The 17,780-nt window shown below is 65.3% G+C and carries 15 protein-coding genes; 5 read left to right on the forward strand and 10 right to left on the reverse strand.

What is annotated here, in order from left to right:
• From P9230_RS12155 to P9230_RS12175, 5 genes are read left to right on the forward strand one after another with little or no spacing between them, the layout of a single operon-like run.
• Window positions 1-429, forward strand: coding sequence for a DUF6484 domain-containing protein (locus P9230_RS12155; protein ID WP_095801013.1), 429 nt, complete (start codon window positions 1-3; stop codon window positions 427-429).
• 1 nt (window position 430) lies between these two features.
• On the forward strand, window positions 431-1,501 hold the full coding sequence (locus P9230_RS12160) for a HEAT repeat domain-containing protein (RefSeq protein ID WP_278119186.1): 1,071 nt from the start codon (window positions 431-433) through the stop codon (window positions 1,499-1,501).
• Window positions 1,502-1,505: 4 nt separating this feature from the next.
• Window positions 1,506-2,465: a DUF4150 domain-containing protein gene (locus tag P9230_RS12165; RefSeq protein WP_095801012.1), complete on the forward strand. Its 960-nt coding sequence runs from the start codon at window positions 1,506-1,508 to the stop codon at window positions 2,463-2,465.
• Between the two features lie 10 nt (window positions 2,466-2,475).
• On the forward strand, window positions 2,476-3,024 hold the full coding sequence (locus P9230_RS12170) for an SMI1/KNR4 family protein (protein WP_095801011.1): 549 nt from the start codon (window positions 2,476-2,478) through the stop codon (window positions 3,022-3,024).
• Window positions 3,008-4,015: a type VI immunity family protein gene (locus P9230_RS12175; RefSeq protein WP_278119190.1), complete on the forward strand. Its 1,008-nt coding sequence runs from the start codon at window positions 3,008-3,010 to the stop codon at window positions 4,013-4,015. The genes P9230_RS12170 and P9230_RS12175 overlap by 17 nt, the downstream gene beginning before the upstream one ends.
• 31 nt (window positions 4,016-4,046) lie before the next feature.
• Here P9230_RS12175 and P9230_RS12180 read toward each other — a convergent pair whose 3' ends face one another.
• The 10 genes from P9230_RS12180 to tssF are packed head-to-tail and all read right to left on the reverse strand — an operon-like array spanning window position 4,047 to window position 17,780.
• The gene (locus tag P9230_RS12180) at window positions 4,047-5,090 is read right to left on the reverse strand and encodes a beta-ketoacyl synthase N-terminal-like domain-containing protein (RefSeq protein ID WP_095801009.1); all 1,044 of its coding nucleotides are present in this window, start codon (window positions 5,088-5,090) and stop codon (window positions 4,047-4,049) included.
• Window positions 5,090-6,145: a DUF2169 domain-containing protein gene (locus P9230_RS12185; protein WP_095801008.1), complete on the reverse strand. Its 1,056-nt coding sequence runs from the start codon at window positions 6,143-6,145 to the stop codon at window positions 5,090-5,092. The genes P9230_RS12180 and P9230_RS12185 overlap by 1 nt, the downstream gene beginning before the upstream one ends.
• Window positions 6,146-6,157: 12 nt before the next feature.
• Window positions 6,158-6,724 (reverse strand): type VI secretion system-associated protein TagF, encoded by a 567-nt coding sequence (gene tagF / locus P9230_RS12190; protein WP_278119193.1) that lies wholly within the window; start codon window positions 6,722-6,724, stop codon window positions 6,158-6,160.
• Complete coding sequence (tssM, locus tag P9230_RS12195) at window positions 6,706-10,248, reverse strand: type VI secretion system membrane subunit TssM (protein ID WP_278119195.1); 3,543 nt, start codon at window positions 10,246-10,248, stop codon at window positions 6,706-6,708. The genes tagF and tssM overlap by 19 nt, the downstream gene beginning before the upstream one ends.
• Window positions 10,248-11,582 carry a type VI secretion system protein TssL, long form gene (gene tssL, locus P9230_RS12200; RefSeq protein ID WP_278119197.1) on the reverse strand — a complete coding sequence of 445 codons (1,335 nt, stop codon included), beginning with the start codon at window positions 11,580-11,582 and terminating at the stop codon, window positions 10,248-10,250. The genes tssM and tssL overlap by 1 nt, the downstream gene beginning before the upstream one ends.
• Window positions 11,583-11,586: 4 nt before the next feature.
• Entirely contained in the window at window positions 11,587-12,921 is a 1,335-nt protein-coding gene (tssK, locus tag P9230_RS12205) for a type VI secretion system baseplate subunit TssK (RefSeq protein ID WP_067327608.1), read from the reverse strand.
• A gap of 37 nt (window positions 12,922-12,958) precedes the next feature.
• Window positions 12,959-13,411 carry a type VI secretion system lipoprotein TssJ gene (gene tssJ / locus P9230_RS12210; protein ID WP_066989071.1) on the reverse strand — a complete coding sequence of 151 codons (453 nt, stop codon included), beginning with the start codon at window positions 13,409-13,411 and terminating at the stop codon, window positions 12,959-12,961.
• Between the two features lie 3 nt (window positions 13,412-13,414).
• Window positions 13,415-14,863 (reverse strand): type VI secretion system-associated FHA domain protein TagH, encoded by a 1,449-nt coding sequence (tagH, locus tag P9230_RS12215; protein ID WP_278119199.1) that lies wholly within the window; start codon window positions 14,861-14,863, stop codon window positions 13,415-13,417.
• A complete protein-coding gene (gene tssG, locus P9230_RS12220) occupies window positions 14,860-15,942 on the reverse strand; it encodes a type VI secretion system baseplate subunit TssG (RefSeq protein WP_067327614.1) in 1,083 nt (360 codons plus the stop codon). The genes tagH and tssG overlap by 4 nt, the downstream gene beginning before the upstream one ends.
• A complete protein-coding gene (tssF, locus tag P9230_RS12225) occupies window positions 15,906-17,780 on the reverse strand; it encodes a type VI secretion system baseplate subunit TssF (RefSeq protein ID WP_278119202.1) in 1,875 nt (624 codons plus the stop codon). Before tssF ends, tssG begins: the two co-directional genes overlap by 37 nt.

Here is a 17,780-nt window from a genome sequence, read left to right on the forward strand (position 1 = left end):
ATGAGCAACTTGCGCGAACGCATCGATGGCGTGGTGATCGGCATCTTCCTCGGTTTCGATGATGCCGCTTCGCCGCTGGTGGTGTTCCCCGGCAACCCGGAAGAAGCCGCTTTGCCTGCGCATAGCCTGACCGAACTGGCGGCCGACATGATCGGGCAAGAGGTTGCCTTGCTGTTCCAGGAAGGCAATGCGATGAAGCCGCTGATTGTCGGCCGCATCGTCGAGCCGGCGCGCAAGACCGCCGCGCCGCAAATCCTGCGCGACGGCGAGCGTGTTCGCATCATCGGCGACGAGCGTATTGAGCTGCGCTGCGGCAAGGCGACGATCCTCATGGAAAAGGATGGCCGCATCACCATTCGCGGCACCTACGTCACCAGCCATGCAAGTGCCGCCAACCGAATCCGTGGCGGCTCGATCGACCTCAATTGACATGGCTGCAACCCGCAATCAGACCGCTGAAGGCAAGCCGGAACGGCCGATCGTCGCCGGCATCGTCAGGCAGCACGCTGAACAGGCCGCGTTCTTCTGGGCGAAGCGCGACACGCTGATGCAGGCCGATCCGCCGAATCTTGCCGTCGTCGCCATGGTCGACGGCCGTCTCGAAGCCAATCTCGATGGTCTGCGCATCGCCGGCTCGGCCGCCTGGCCGATCGTCGTCGCCGCTTATGAGGACTTCCCCGACAAGGGCGAACTGTTCCTCTACGCCTGGATGGCGATCGAGCAGAGTGAGAGCCGCCGTCTGGCCGAAGCTGTCGAGCTCGGCCGTCAAAGCGAAGATGACGCATGCGGTCTGATTGGCGCGCTGGCTTGGCACAAGCCACAGGCAATCGCTGCCGAGGTGCGCCATTGGATCAGCGCGCAGGACGCGTTCAAGCGCTTTCTGGGCATCTCGGCCTGCCTTGGGCACGGTGTCGATCCCAAGCAGATGCTATCGCGGCTCGTGCGCGATCCCGATGCCCGCGTCCGCGCCGCCAGCCTCCGTCTGGCCGGCAAGCTGCGGCGAACCGACCTGGTCGAGGAATTGCGCGCAGCTCTTGAGGATGGCCAAGGGCAGCCCCGGTTCTGGGCCGCGTGGGCTTTGACGGAACTTGGTTCCGGCGACCTGGCAAGTGCCGAGCTACGCAAGGTGGCGGTTGGTGGAGGTCCTGACGCCATGAGGGCGCTGCGGGCCGCGGTCAAGGCAGCGCCCGATAAGGATGTGCGGGCCTGGATGGGCGGGCTGCTGAAATCGCCTGAGACGGCAGCGGTGGCGGTGCGCGGCGCCGGCATGCTGGGAGACCGCACCTTGCTGCATTGGCTAATCCACCAGATGCGCGCGCCATCTCTGGCCGCGTCGGCGGGGGCCGCTTTTCTTGAACTGTTTCCGCAGGCGCGCTCTGAGGACCAGCTGTTCTCCGTCGAGCCGGAAGTGTTGGGCGATGCATTCGCAACGCATTTCGACGACAGCCCGCCCTATCTGCCGGTGGCGGAACGGGTAAAAGAATGGGCAAAGGGGTTGTAAGGCGATGCCATCACACATCTCCGTCAACAATCTCGGCCTGACCTACAAGGGCACTGTCGGCCTGTCGATGGCGACGATACCGGACGTCTGCAAGACGCCAAGTCCGGGTGGGCCGGTTCCGCTTCCTTACCCCAATATCGCCGAACAGTCATCGCTCTCCGACGGCACGACGACGGTCTTTGCCAAGGGCAAGATGATTGCCATCAAGGGGTCTCACTACAGCCGCAGCAATGGCGACGAACCCGGCACTGTCGGCGGCGTGAAGTCCAACGTCAACATGAAGGCGACGGACTGGATCACCTATTCCTTCGACGTGAAAATGGACGGCCAGAATGCCTGCCGTCATACCGACAAGAAGTTCCACAATGACAAGAACACGGTCGATCTCGGCGGCAATATCGACCCGCGCAGCAAGACCGAAGGCACTGTGCTGGTGATCCTGTGCGATGGAGCGCCGAAAGGAAAGACGAAATCCGGGCGGCCGCGCAAGGAGTACGACAAGTGCGAGCTCGAAGAGATTTGCGCCAAGATCAAGGCATACAATGACGCTTTGAAAGGCAGAAAGAGCTCGGAGTTCACCGATGTCAAGCAGGCTGGCAAGAGATACGGGCCCGATGGCGCCGGCACGAGAAACTCAGGCAACAACGTCTGCAAGTCGATCAAGCGCTACGCCAGGCTGGGCAAGGGCCCGGGTGGCGAAGGCAAGCCCGAGGATATGGGCTTCCACGACGTTTCGCCCGGCTGCAAGAAGAAGCTGAAGGAAAAGGCCGAAAGCACCCGGCCGAAATACAAGCTGTTCAGTCCGGACCACGTCCAGGAAATCCAGCACAACGGCCATCCGACACGCGGTTCCAATCTGCGCTGGATGTCGCGCCGGCCGAACAAATGGATCGGCGGCGCGATGAGCGATTTGAAAACAAGCGGCCCCGACCAGCATACCGGAGTGCGAGGAGACTGCTGTTGATGGAGCCATCATGCTGAACGAGAAAAAGCGCGCGGAACTGGTGGCCGCGCTTCTGGAGGCCAAGCGCGAGCTCGACAGGCTGACGCTTGATGAGGACATGACCGATCCGCCGGCGGAGCCGGCGACTGAAAACGACATAGCCCGCTTCGAGAAGAAGTGCGGCTTTCCCATCGAGCCCTCCTATCGCGCATTCCTCTTGATGCACGACGGCTGGACCGACTTCGACGGCGATGCCGCTATTTTGGGGACCAGGGGAAGCCGCGAGGACTGGTTCGAGGAAACGCTCGAAATGGTCTGGGAGGTCTTTGAGGACTTTGGCGATGAGAACCCGGCCGAGGACGCAGTCGCTGTCGTGCTGGGCGAGGACACCAACAACTATCTCTTCATGTGGCCGCCGGCATCAGGTGGACAGGCGACGTTCAAGGAATATGAGGACGGCAAGCTGACGCGCGAATACCGCGATTTCGACGAATACCTCACCGAGTTCCTAAAGTCGCTGAGGCACTCCATTGATGTCGAGCGCGAAGGGGCGGATACCGACGATGAAGACAGTCAGTGATCCGGGAAAACCTTCACCGGGGTTTCCCGACGCGCTTCTGAAATCGAGCATCGTCGGCGATGCGCCCCTCAACAAGGTCCTGTTTGAGGTGGTGATCTATCCAAAAAGACTGACAGTCGACGATTTCGACTGGATTCTCGATCTCTACCGCGCGGTCTGTCCTAAGGACCGCATCAGGCTGTTCAAGATCGCCGAATTGCCATTCTGGTCGCAGGTCGCGAATCCGATCCTTACGCAATCAGCGCGCACGGTCGGGCGCGCGCCCTACAGCTTCTTCGAAGCGGCGCGAAAGCGTATAAGCGAGGGCCGATCCGTTGAGGCACAGCTCTGGGATGGTTGCGAGATTGACGATGCGCAGGGAACATTCAACCTGAACATCGAGGCGCTCAAGCGAAGGAAGCAGGGGCTGGCCTGGTATGTCCGCTTTCTCCTTCCTCTCGATTTCGCGACCGGGCAATTGGCTGGGCTTCTGCGGAGACTGGTGGATCGCATAGACGTCTTTTCCGGGCATGGTGGGCCGGTCTTCGCCTTCGCAAGAGACAAGAAGGACGAGGCTTTCACCGAAATCTATGCCAAGGCGCGACGCTTCTGGGGCATCGATATCGATATGCTCGATCTCACGCCCTTCAGGATGCGAAGCGAGTTGAAATCGCCGTGTTGGCTGAATGCGCTGGGCTCCCCTTTCAGGGACGATCTTAATGTCGCTGCGCGCACTGAAGACCTGCGCGCCGATCCTGATGTAACGGTGTTTGACCAGCGGCACGCCACAGTATTCGTGCTAGGTAACGAACCGGATGCGCTCGACCGCAACCGGCTGGCCAAAAAGGTGCTTGTCTACCAACGCATGGCCGAGGTGATGGACGGATACATCCTAGACGTGGTCGGTCCGCTGGCCGGCGACGGCTTCATATCCAATGCGGGCGCCACCGACGCATGGCTGCACCGCTTTTCACCGGGATCGAACTGGATGGCGGTACCCAACGTTCAGTAGTCACCGCGACGTCCCATGGCCGGTCCAGCCGTCAGGGCGAGCCGAGCAGGATCGCCGAACGGGCACCATTTTCCGAACTCGCCCAGATCAGCGACAAAGGCCCTTTCTGATAGTTACGGGCTTGCGCCTCGATGACGAGGCTTACGAACAGCGGCCCGGAGGCCGCGCCGACATCGCCCCAGCAGTCAGCTGGGGTTTCGAAATCGGCGGCGTTCCTGAAGCGGCCCGGATTACGGATGACGGCAAAGCCGTATTCGTTTCCGCGATAGCGTTCGCCGTTCATGTCGCAGATGATGCGGTCGACCAGGTCGGCTGGCGCATCCTCGAACAGAGTCCCGAACGCCGCGCCCAGGCCTTCGCCAAGCACTACCGTTTCAGTCTTGATCCGGCTTTCTTCGCTCGCGGTCGATGCCGCGACGATCTCCAGCTGTGGCTGCAAGCCAATGGCGCGGGCGTTGGCCAACGTGGTCAATAGACAGAAGCCCGCCGCCTCGCCGGGGCAGAAGCCGTAGATATTGCCTTCAGAATGCAACTGTTCAGTCTCGTCCAGCCATTCGAGGGTTTCCGGCTCCAGATAGGTGTCGACCCCTCCTACGAGGCAAAACTTGACCTTGCCGTCGCGCAGCAGTTTGCAGCTGTGATAGATCGCGAGCAGGCCACCGGCATGCCCGCCCGCGGTAGATCCGCCGCCTTCCAGGATCACATGCTGCGAAAGCCGATTGCGCAGCTTGGAATTGACCTGAACGGTGAAGCCCTCCGGTTGGCCGGGGCGAGATTCTCCGGTCGAGAGGATCAGCGACACTTCCGTCGATGGCGCCGCCGCGAGCAACGGCTGCAGTGCATCCATCGCCGGCGCAAAGGCGATTTCAACGGCGCGGTCCGGCCCATTGAGCATTATGTCGATGCCGCTGTCTCTCGTCACCTTCATCAATTCGCCGAACCGGTCGACCATGTAAGGGTGGTCCTGGATGGCCGAAAGGCCGGCCCGCACTGCCGCCGCGCTTGATGCCGCGTCGAAACCGAGGGGTGTACGCGCGCCGACGCCGGCCACCACGATGGTTTGCCCCTTAGCCATCAGAAATCGTCCACCAGCCACACACCGGTGGCAGCGACAGTCGGCGATACACCGCTCCGCCGCTTGATCCGCACCGTCGTGTTCTTCAAACGCTCTTCGTCAAAGGGCACCGGCAGCGTCGACATCCAGGTGATCGAAAACTGCCTGAGATCTGGGTTGATGCGCAAAGTGTGGATCGTCGCCTCATCATGTTTTCGATCTGGCCGGCCGTAGAACTCGGTGGTGACGACGAAGGTCACACGCGGTAGCAGGAACTGCCAGAAGCCGTCTGTTGTGAAGTTGCCGAGACGCACGTCTTCGTATCCGATGAGCGGCGCCTTCGTTTGTTGATCTTCAGGCGCGCATTGGTAGTAGCGACGGTCGAAGTCAAGCGGCAAGAGCGGGTCTCGCGTCTTTACCCATGCATCGCCATATGTACCCGCGTGTTTCGCTCGTGGCTGCCAGTGCCGTGCCACCGGGCCGAAGGCAGCCGGCCTGCCGCTGCGATGATCGCGATAGGGCGCATCCGGATATTCGAAGTTCGGCGCCGTCTTGCCGACAAGCCTTTGCGGATTGGCACTAAAGCCGGTGCCGAGTGGATTACGCTCGTCCCAGTCCGGCCTCGACGCCTCCATATCCGTGCCGCCATACGTCCGCCGCCAACTGATCGGCATTTCGGAGAAAGGCTGTGGCCGAGTCGTGCGAACTGAAACCGGGCCAGGCACGAAGACACGGTCGCCGATGACCCTGATGGCCTTGTCGAGGTCGCCGATCTTGATACGCGCGATCACTTCCGGGCTAGGCTGGCCTTCAGGCGCGCAGACATGCCCATCGATGAGCACGTCGGTGTGCTTCTTCTCGATGTTGAAATCGCTTTCGTCCAGGAGTTCGTTGGCATCCGCGCCAAAAAGCGGAGCCTTGGTCACCGGCGTCTGGTCTTTCAGCAATGTCTGCTTGCCGTCCGGATCGATTTCGAACGAACCCTTGATCGCTACCAGCCAGACCTCATGACCGCGCTCATCGCGGGTCCAGTTGCGCTCCACTGCGAACGGCGTGTGGTTCGACAAAAGCCACATTGGTCATCCTCCTCAATCGACAGAGGCTGACGGTAGGACAGGCGCGGTCTCCCAACTCGCGGCGAAGATCTGCTCGAGTGTCGGCTGCGGCGCCTGTGGATCGACGTCGAAAATGTCTGTGTGCGCCGTCCACATGACGAGGTCGCCGATGGCATCGCTTTGGCCATCGACAAACGGAGCCGGCAGGTTGACCAGCGCGGCATCCAGTTCGTCGGGCGTCAGTTCGCCCCGTTGCGCGGCGAAGGCCGCTTCCTCGATGCGGTCGAACCAGGCATCCGAATAGGCCAGCCTGAGCGGCGCCTCGGCAAGCCGTGCGACGACGCTGAGCGGGAACTGTCGGCCGACCTTGTCGGCGCTCTGCACGATGACGCCGGCCGAGGCGCCGAACGAGGCGGGGCCGGCGAGAAAGCGCAACGCAGTGTCCGTCTGCCACGCATCGTGGCCAAACAGCGGGACGATCTGCTGCGCCAGCCAGCGATCCCAGACGCGCACGAAATCGCCCGGCAGCCGCCGCGTCACGAAATCGCCGGTGGCGGGTATCTTGCCGTAGAAGCCGGTGCTCATATCTGCGGCGGACATGTGAACTTCTTGAACATCTCGAGTGTGTAGGGGTTCTCGACGCTGGCCGCCTTGAGCTCGAAATCGGCATACATGCCTTTCGCGCCGAGGCGCAGGCTATAGACGTCGGAAAGGTTGGTTCCGGCGAACTTGCCGCTGCGCAGCATCCTCAGCCACGCCCAGCTGCCGGTCTCGTTGAGCATCACCTCGGGTGAGCCGTCGACCGGCTGGAACGCAAGCGAGATCACGCCGGTGCCGTCCTTGCCGGGCCATGTCATCGGCTGCGGCCGGGTCGCGTTGTTGTAGTAGACGAGGTTCTGGCCATCGAGGTTGAGCGTCACCCGCGCCACGTTGGGCGACAGGTCCTTTGGCTCCAGCGTGAAGTTCATCACCGGGCCGGTGCCGCCGGGAAACAGGTCGTCGCGGATGTGCCGTGCCTGCTCGAACGCCGCCAGCGCGGCCGCGTCGAGGCCGAAATCGGCGCGCCATTTCCACGGCTGGCTGGCGGTGTCGACATAGTTGATCAGATGGTCGTTGATGAAGGCGTCGATCAGGCCGGCGGGGCCGAAGAGGCGCTGGAAGTCGCGCACATTGACGTCGACCGCGCTGTCCGGGCTGAACGGATAGCGGTTGTTGAGCGCAGCCTGGCAGAAGGGCAGGATGTCGGCGCGCCAGATGGCATTGAGCTCGTTGGTGACCGCCTTCTGCGACAGGCCGCTGGTGTCGCCGGCAATCCCGCCCAGCCAGTCGTTGATCGGCGAAGGCAGGATCTGCGCCTGTCTTGCGACCGCCCCCGTCAGCTCGGCCAGGCCGCCCTGCTTCTTGATGGCGTCCTGCGGGTCGGGGTTGGCCGACACGGTCTGCAGCACATTGGACAGCGCCGTCAGCGCCACCACGGCTGCGTCGAGCGCCGGCGGCTGGCCGTCTACCTCGGCGATCGTGCCTTTGAGCGGCTTGAAGTGTTCGGCCACCAGGCTGCCGGTCATGTCGACCTGCTCGGCCGAGCCCGCGCGCGGCAGTAATTTCGCTCCCGTCTTCACCACCTTGCCGAGTTTGCCGAGCTTGGAGAGCAGCTTCGAGCCGCTCTTGGCGGCGGCGCCGTTCTTGTTGTCAGCCGGCGCTTCGTCGGAACGGGTGAGATCGAGTTCCTGCACGACGGCGGTGAGGAGGCGTTTCAGCGCGGAATCGGCGCTCGAAAGGTCCTTGAGATTTTCGCTTGCGACATTGAGGTCGGTCAGCGGCGCCAGCCGCATGTCGCGCAGGAAGCTGTCCCACTGCGAAATGTAGTCGTCGTAGTAGAGCTTCAGAATGTCCTCGGACAGCGCCGAGACCGAGGTCTCGGCATTCTCCGAGCAGCCGCCGGCAAACACCGCGCGATCGAGCGCCGCCTGCGCCGCCACATCCTCGACGCGATCGAGAACGGCGTCGTGGAAGCCGGCATAGGTGTAGGCGCCGGGAACGCCGACGCGCAGCGTCTTGGCGGAGCGGCGCGCGAACACTTTGGCGCCGTTCGGGCCGGCGAAATTGGCCGGCACCCATTCCTTGACGGCTGCCACTTCCGGATCCGCGAGCAACTGCTTGTAGGCGCGCTCCGGCAGCGAGATGGTGCACACCGTCTTCAGCGCCTCGGCCACCAGCTCCTTGTCCGGGGCGATGTAGCTGTCGTCGACCGCCATGCGGCGGATCGCGGCAAGCTGGTGCTGTTCGGCGTCGGCGGTCGGGAAGGGCGGGGCGGGCGCGAATTCCGGCAGACTGTTCACCCACCAGTTCTGCACGAAGTCGGTGTCCATCTGCGACAGGCCGGTCATCATGCGATAGGTCTTCAGCGCGCCGAGCATGAAATCCGGATCGCGGATCTGTCGCCACATCGTGGCCTCGAGCAGCGCCACCATGTGTGGCTCGAGCACATTGCGCAGCGCGTGGTCGTAAGTGTCGGTCTGGGCGCGCACGAGCTCGGCCGAAGCGGTCGGGCCGAGCAAATTGTGGACAGCATCCGGCGGTGCGGTGCGCGCCGTCGCTACCGCATCCATCGCGGCCAGCGCCCCATCCATCGTCGGCTGCTCCACCGAAGCCGGCGTGGCGGAGACGTCGGTCAGCGGCGCCTGCAGCGCCTCGAACTGGCCGGCCTGCTCGGTGATCGCGTTGCGATTGTCGAGATAGGACCAGGTGAACAGTCCGCCCGCCAGAAGGGCGGCAAGCGCGCAAGCCGCAGCCGCGCCGCGCCAGATCCAGGCGCGGCGGCGCTGCGCTAACGGGTCGAAGGTGCCGAGACCCGCTTCCTTGAAGATGACCTCGGTCAGGAGATTGCGCAGGAAGAAGCTGCGCTTCTCGACGCGCGGCGCCAGCATCGCGCGACGCGGCGGCAGCCCGAAGGAGGAGGACAGCGCCGCCGTCAGCCGGTCGATCGGCGCGCCTTCCTGTGTCGCCGAGGTCAGATAGAGGCCGCGCAGCCAGGCGGCTTCCTCGTAGCGGCTTTCGCCGAACATTGCCTCGATCAGCACCTGGATCGGCTCGGAGAGGCTGGCGAGCTGGGCCGGGAAACGGAAGATTTCCGCGCGCGATCCGAGCTTGTCCTCGTCCTCCAGACGCGGCACCAGCCGCCGCTCCAGCTCCGTGGCAAGCGCGGCGAGCTCTCTTTCGACGGTCTTGGCATCGATCCGGGCATCGAGCGGAAAGGTCGTCCCCCATACCTGCTCGCGGGCGGCGGTCGAGAGACCGCCGAAGAAGGCCTCGAACCCCTTGATCAGGTCGGCCTTGGTCAGCATCAGGTAGACGGGAAGGCGGATTTCGAGGCGGTCGTTCAGCTCCGCCAGCCGGCGGCGGATCTTGCGGCCATGCGCCTTGATGGCTTCGTCCCCTTCCGAAAGCGCATCGATCGACAGCGCGACGATGACGCCGTTGAGCGCGCGGCGGCCACGATGCTTCTTGAGAAGATCGAGGAAACCCAGCCATTCCGTCGCGTCGACATCCGGCTGGCTCTCCTGTTGGACATAACGGCCGGCGGTGTCGATCAGCACCGCATTCTCCGAGAAGAACCAGTCGCAGTTGCGCGTGCCGCCGACGCCCTGCAGATCGTCGGTGAGATCGATCGGGAAGTTGAGGCCTGACTGTCGCAGCGCCGTGGTCTTGCCCGTGGCCGGCGGTCCGACGATGACATACCAAGGCATCTCGCGCAGGAATTTGCGGCCGCCGAGCTTGCGTCGCTTGAGCTCCGCCATCACCTCGCCGAACTTGGCGCCAACCGCGGCAACGCTTTCCTCGCCAGGAGTGAGCTGCTTTTCCGTCACGGGCGCGGCGATCTCGGCGACGAACATGCGGTTGGCGCGGATCGCGCGGCGCTGCGCGATGATCAGCCAGATCAGCCACAGGATGATCAGCCCGGCGATGATGGCGATGCGCACATTGTCGGAATCGAACGGCGCATACGGGCCGACCTGGACGATCGGGCCGAACACCCAGATCAGCAGGGAAAGCAGCGCGATGCCGATCAGCGTCCAAAGGAAGCGCGAAGTGAGAACCGCCCAGAGGAAGCGCAGGATGAACATCAGAGCCTCTTCTCGACCAGGACCTCGACGCGGCGGTTGAGCGCGCGGCCCTCGCGCGTCGAGTTGTCGGCCACCGGATCGGTCTCGGCGCGGCCTTCCGAATGAATGCGCTCCTGCGGCACGCCGGCCTGCACCAGAAGGTTGGCTATGGTCTCGGCGCGCGCTTCCGACAGCCGCTGGTTCGACGAAAGCGGGTTGGATTTCTGCAGGCGCACATTGTCGGTGTGGCCAACCACCGTGACGTTCCCGATGAGTTCCTGATTGGCGAGGATCACCGTGGCGATCGATTCGATCAGCGGCTCATAGCCCTGCGTGAGTGTGGGCCGCGCCGACTGGAACAGTTCGGGATTGGAAGACTGGATGACGAGCTTGGCCAGCGACACGCTCTCGGTCCCGCTCAGCGCCGGCTTGAGACCATCCGGCGCCTCGGCCTTGAATTCAGGCAGCAGCGCAAAATCGACCGGTTCCGGCTGCGGCGCCTCGGGTTCGGGCGCGTCGACCTTGGGCGCGGCGCGGGTGACGTCGCCCCGCGAGGGCGGCGGCAAAGCGCGGACCAGGGCGGAGAGCTCGACCGCCTGGCTGCTCAGCCCCATCGACAGGCCGACATAAGCAGCGGCGGCGATGACCACGGCCGCCAGCGCCATCACCCAGATCGGTACGATGAAGCGCTGCGGCTCGTCCGAGGCGATCACGCCCTTCCAGTTCGGCGACAGCGGCGCATCTTCGGCGTCGGCATTGCGCAGGAAGCGCGCCGCCGCCACGCGAACGGCATTGAGCGAGCGGTCGCCGGCGCGGCCAGGCACGCGATATTTGCCGCGGAAGCCGAGCGCCAGGCAATAATATTGCAACTCCAGCATTTCGCGGTCGCGGTTCGGATGCCTCTCCAGTTCGTCGAGCCGCGAGAAGAACTGCGTGCCGGCATCGACGTCGCCGCGCAGCATCACCACCAACGGCTGGCGTGGCCAGGCGCTGGCGCCGCCCCAGGGCGTGTTGAGCGCGAGATCGTCGAGCAAGGCCGCCACCGCCCAGGCGGCCTGATCGGCCCGCTCCAGCGACGAGCCCGCGGCCATCGCGGCGTCGCGTGCGCGCACGAGCTCCTCGAGCAGGCGCGTGCGCAGCACTTCCGGGTTCTCCGGCGCCAGCGCGCTTTCCAACTCCGGCGCGAATTCGAGCAGCGGCGCGAAGCTATTGATCAGCACATTGGGATGGGCGCGCGCGCGCTTCACCGGCGCGCCCGGCGCCAGCGGCGCCATCGGCCGGGGCGAAGCGCCCGTCAGCCTGATGCGCGTGCGTTCGCGATCCTCCGACAGTCCGAAAGGATCATCCCGGCTCATGGCCTCACCTGTTCACCGAATAGCAGTCGACCTGCGGCTCGCTTGGCAGCACGCCGGAAACGCCGATGACGAAACCGGGGGCGTCGAGCAGCGAGGCCCAATGCTCGCTCTTCTGGTCCAGCTCCAGGCACAGCCGGTCGCCGTCATAGGGGATCTCGCGCGGCTGCGAATGCAGCGGCTTCAGCGGAATGCCGGGCAGGCGCGACTTCCACAGCCCCTCGAACTGGTCGGCGGACCCGACGGTGGCCTGGTTGACGAAGATCTTGCGCAGCGCGTCTTCCGACAGTTCGGAGCCGACGCGGATGACGATGCGGCTGGCCACCAGAAGTTTCGGGTTGTCGATGCGCACCTTCCAGACATTGGTGGCATGCCGCATGACCGGCAGCGCGCGCGATTTCGGCTCGATATACCGCAGGCTGAGGATCAGCGAGCGCAAGGCGTCCGCCAGGGCCATATAGGCAGGGCCGGGCGCCATGTGGTCATAGGCCGGCAGCTCCCCGAGCCGGCGCGAGCTGGAGCCATAAGTCGCCATTTCGCCGGCGAGGCCGGCGAGCTCGAGATAGAGCTCGGCCGGATGGAAGACATCTTGCGCCAGCATGTGGGCGAGCCGCGGCTTGGCCGCATTGGCAAGGTGGAGCATCAGCAGGTCCTCGACGCTGCGGCCGGGCCCTCCCATCACCATCTTGCCATGCGCTTCGGCGATCTGGTCGAGACCGGTGACGACCTCCTGCAGCAATTGCCGATACCAGGCGACGGCGCCTGTGATCAGCGTCGGCGGCAGGAAGCTCTCGTCGAGCGAGACGCCGCCGTCGGCCCGCACGCCCTTGATGTCGGCGACTGGCAGCGCGGTATAGCCGCCGACCGATTTGCCGGGCGCAAGCAGCACCGCTTGCGGCCGGGCGATCTCGATCTCTTCCGGGTCGGCGCCGCCCTGCACGGAATCGCGCACCGACACGATCCTGCCGTGATAGCGCGCGCCGGTCGACGCGGCATGCGCCGGGTCGAAACCGACGCCGCCGGGCGGCTCGAGCGGCAGCGCGACCAGCACCGGCCCGGCGCCGGTATCGGCCGTGACCGGCAGCGGTTTCGGCGCGTCCATCATTTCCGGGATGGAGAAGGGCGTGCCGTCGGGGAAAATACCCCGGGCGGACACGATAGAAACCTGGCCTGCATCGAGCAGCGATTGATCGAGCGTCAGCTGCTGGAAGCCGAACGTATGGAGCTGGCCGGCCTGCAGCGCGCCCCGCACCATCGCCTCGAAGAACCGGTCCTGCTGCTGGAAATGCTGGGTTCTCAGGAAGAGCCCCTCGGACCATAGCACCCTGTTTGCGTCGCTCATGCCGCTGCTCTCTGCACTGCCAACTTCTGTCTCGCCGTCAGGCGGAAATACCGCCGCCGCCTAGCGTGACGTTGATGGTGAATTTCGATCCCGCCGACACCGACTTGGTCGTGCGCCAGTTGCGTCCGCCGGGTTCGCGGATCAGCGCGACGAAGCCGAGCGCCGTCGCGTTCGGTTCGACCGTGATGGTCTTGGCCGCCGTCTTGCCCGGTGCGACGGAGATCGAATCGGATCCGATAAGGTCGGCCCCAAGTGCGGACCCCGCATCGCCCTGCAGCGCGAAATAATCGGCCGAATTGAACTTGCCGGTGCTGGCAAGCCGCATCACCAGCACAGTCACCGGTCGATCGCCGCCGCCGGGTCCCGGATTCATGCCGGCGCCACCGGTCACGTTGACCGAGATAACCGATGGTTTCGGCGGGCCGCTCTGGCAAGCCGCAAGCAGCCCCGTCGCGCCGAGGGCAACGATGAATTCGCGTCGATCGATCATGTCCTACTCCTCTTCGTATGCATCCCTGAAGTCTGCGCCGATCTCGCCCAGGAAACTCGATTCCGCGCTTTGGGCGATGTCGCGATGGCGTTTCTGGTAAAGCTCCCACAGCTTGGCGTTGCGGCCGCCCGCAAGCAGGTTGCCGATCGCGGAATTGGATTTCAGCTCTTCCTCGATCGTCGCCGGATCGAACCGGTCGATCATGCGCCGCAGCGCTGCCTGAACGCCGCGCCAGGCGCGCACGTGGTGCTGCGCGAGATCCTTCACCGCATCGCCGATCGCCGCCTCGCCGGAGAGGAAGCCGGGGCTGCGCTCCGAGATTATGGTGACGATGACATCCTCGACCGTCGGCAGGAATTTGAGCGGGTTGACCTCGGAGGCGCCGACCACCGTCTGGGCAACGCGCGCGCTGCCCTTTTCCTCGGCGCGCTTGCGCAGAAGCTGCATCAGCCCGTCTAGCATCAGCCGGTACTCGCGCCCGAATTTTTCCATCTCGGCGATCGCGTCGCGCCCGAGAAAATCGGCCTCCTCGACCCCCATGCCGCGCAGGAAGGCGGCGCGCAGCGCCATATCGCCGGGCACAGGCTGAACTGCACGGGACGGCCTGGGCGCGGGAGCGGGGCGCGGCGGGGGAGGCGGCTCGGGCGTGCGCGCCGGCAAGTCCCGCGGAGGAGCGACCTGCGGCTTTTCGGCCGGCTGCTCGCTGCGACGGGCCGTATGCGCGCCGTTGGCGGAGGCAGGCGTCGCGGCTGGGCCGAAGCCGAAGTCGTCGAAGCCGGTCGGTTTCGGCGCCGGCTGCGCCGTATCGCCGCGCGCGGGCATGTCGCCGAAGCCGAACGGATCGGACCGGCCAGTTGCCGAGTCGTCGTCCGAGGCCGGTGTCGCCACCGGGTCGAGGCTGAATGGGTCGTCGAAGGCGGGCGAACTGCGCTGGTTCGAGGCGCGGTCATACGCGCCGGGCACAGGCTGCTCGAACGGGTCCGGCAGATCGGCCGGCCGCGGCCGCCGCGGCTCCTCCTCGACCTTGGCCGAAAAGAAATCGTCGCCGCCGATGCTGGGCGAAGATCGCTGCTGAGGCGCCAACCAGGCGGCGGCGGAATGGTTGGCGGCCTCACCGACCGAAGTCTGGCTCGCGCTTGGCTGGACCTCGACATAGAGCACGTAGTCGCCCAGTCTCAAACGCATGCCGCTTTGCAGCCGTGCCGACCTGCCGGTGCCGAGCGGGCTGTCGGAATCGTCGATGAACAGCCCGCTGCTCGATGTATCGGTGACGAAGTAGCCGTCGCGGCCGCCGCTGATCTTGCAATGGGCGCGCGACACGAACATGTCCGGATCGTCGATCTGCCAGCCGGCATCGGCGCTGCGCCCGATCACCAGCTCGCCTTCGTCCAGCCGGGTCTGCCTGACCACCTGGGAGCGCGGGCCTTGTTCCAGCGTCAGCAGCAGGCTCATGCGGCCGCCTCCGCCATTTCCGGCCGCCAGCCGACGACAGTGCGGAGCTTGAGATCGTCGGCGTCTCCCTTCTCGGCGGGGCGAGCAAGCCAGGAGGTTCGGCCGAGCTGGACGGTGCCGATCTTCGGCGGCGGCACGGCGTCGCGCGCAAGCACGATGCGCAAATCGACATCCAGCGCTTCGCCGATCATGTCGCGCACCGCTTTCTTGAAGAGGGCGAGGCGCCGCTCTCCAGGCAGGAAGGACTTGAAGTCGTCGAGATCGAGCGGGCCGACGCGCAACTCGATCCGGCTCTGGCGGCTGAAGACGCGCGGGCCGATCGTCGCCCCGCGCCCGAGCGCCGCATAGGCCTTGCCGACGCGGCTCTGCAGTGCCGCCGGTATGGTGATCCAGGAAGCGACGAATTCCTTGATCTCGACCGGCACCTTGAAGGCCGTGGCAAGAAACAAGGTGAGCCGTTCCGGACCGTCGACCTGGCTGGCCAGCGATCCGGCCTGGCGCAGCCGCACAGCGTCGAGTTCGGCATCCTGGGTGCCGGGAAGGCCGATCCCCGACATTGCTTCCAGCATGGCGCGGACGCGTCCGCCGATCGAGCGCTCGACCTGCACCGCCGGATGTGCGTCGGCCCAGGCGCGGTAGTAAAGCGCGATCATCCGGTGCTGCAGGATGTTGACGAAGTCGACGAAGGTTGTGTCGCTGGTCTGCTCCGCTTGCGTGCCGGTGAACCAGCGCTGCGACAGCCGGTCGAGCACCCAGCGCGTCAGATGCAGCGGCATCGGCCCTTCGGGCCCGAGCAGTCCGAGATTGGCGACGGTCACCCGCGCCGGAGCCTTTTCGCCCGCCTCCTGGAATTTCATCACGTCCCTGGCCGAGAAGCTCAGGCGGACATGCTGGCCGAGCCGCGCCGGCTCGCGATTGGCCTGGCCGGAATAGCCGAACAGCCCGCCCCTCTGCTCCAGCCGGCGCAGAAGCTCGAAGAAGTCAAAGCTTTCCGACAACGCCCCGATTCCGTCTGAGACGGCTTCGCTCAGGGCGGGCCGCGCTAGATCAGGTAGCGATTGCCGGGCGTCATCGGCCATGGCACATCCTCCTGCTTCTGCAGCAGCCGCGTGCGTGTCCGCACGAAACCGTTTATCCCGGCATGGCGGGCAAACAGCCGCGCCAGCAGGGCCGAAAGCAAAAGCGTGCTTTGCCCCGCCAGCACCGACTGGTCGACATGCAGCGTCACTTCCGTGCCCCGCCCGAAGCACATCGGCCCGTCGATCTTGAGCCGCTCGATCACCGGGCGCGAGTCGATGCGGGTGATCGAATGCACGTTGCGGGCGAGGCTCGGGTCGCCGCGGTCGGCATAAAGATCGAGCAGCGCGTGCAGCGGATCGACGCCGCGGCCTTCCTTGGCGAGACTCAAGAAGTTGAGCGAGAGCTGCGCCACCAGCCGCCAGGCAAGATTGTCGGCGCGGGATTCGCCTTCGGCGCCCGCCGGCAGCGACGCCGGGATCGACGGCTGGGGCGGCCGCAGCGCGCCGAGCAGCCTGACGGTCTCCACCGGGTCCGCCGTCTCTAGCGTCAGTGTCGGTGTGTCGTCGAGGATCGGCAGGTCGCGATTGGTGCAAAGCGCCATGATGTCGAGGCGCTTGAGCGGCCGGTTGGCCGGGCTGCCGGCCGGGCGCGACACCGAGAGGAAAACGTCGTCTCCCGTGTAGGAGGTGCGAGTCAGGCCGTCGCGACGCTCATCTTCGGTGGCCCTGCGAGGGCGCCGCTCGGTCGAATACACCCAGCCGCTGCCGCGGTTCTGCCCCAGGCTGAAAAGCTCGGGAATCTCGGCCTCGCTGCCCTCCGCGTCGGCATCCTCCACTCGGGTGACGCGGAAGATCTCGAAATCGCGCGCTCTGGTTCGATCGGCATGCAGCACTTGCCTTGTCCTGCGCGGATCGATCTCGATGACGTTGCATTCGCGCTCGAAGAGATTGATCAGCGGCGTCACGAAGAGCTCGAAATCGGCCGGCGCAACGTCGGCGAGCTCGGGCACCGGGCGGCGGAACAGGAAGATGATCTCCATCCCCGCCTCGCATCTGCGCACCACCGGCTGCAGGCCGGCGACCCGCACATAGTGGAAGCGTTCGGGGACCATGAAATATTCGCGCAGCAGGCGGTAGCCCTCGAAGGTCGGGCGGGTGCGGGGCATCAGCGCCTCGTCGTCGCGGATGCCGACCATCTCGGGCTCGGGCAACGCCGATAGCGGATTGGTCTTTCCTTCCGCCCGCGCGCCGACGGCCGAGCAGGCCCCGAAGATCGCGTCGAACAGGAGCGGCGCCTTGGTGCGACCGGCGAAATAGAGATCGAGACGGTCGAGCGACAGCTCGCTGAGCTTGCCCTTTCCGGTGCGCGCAAGCGCGACGCGCAGCGCTGCCTCGCCGCGCGCGCCGGCGACTGGGCCGATGCCGGCGGCAGCCAGCGCGCTGCGATCCTGGAAATAGCTGACGGAGGTGATCGCGATCGGCCATAGCGTGATCTCTTGCGCGGTGCTGAAGGTTGACCGCGTCGACAGCCCCGGATGCAGGCTGGAGACCAGTCGTGTGCCGCGCGCGACTGTATGACCGGCGATCATCGACTGCACTTGCTGGCCGGGTTTCAGCACCGCCATCGCCGTTGCCGGCGCCGGGGTGACCAGGTCCGGGTAAAGCACGTCGAGCACGGCGCGCGAGAAGCGCGAGCGCTCGGCGTCGACCTTCAGCCGCGTGCGCGCGGCAAGGAAGGCCACGCCGTCGAGCAGCCGTTCGACATAGGGGTCCGGGCAGGGAACGGTGTCGAGGGAAAGATTGCGGGCGACTGCCGGATGCATATCGGCGAATTCGGCCGCGAGCGCCCGGATATGGGTCAGTTCTTCTTCGTAATATTCGACGAAGACCCGATCCAT

Origin of the sequence: Mesorhizobium sp. WSM4887 (genome assembly GCF_029625865.1) — a bacterium.
In the GTDB taxonomy this organism is placed as follows: domain Bacteria; phylum Pseudomonadota; class Alphaproteobacteria; order Rhizobiales; family Rhizobiaceae; genus Mesorhizobium.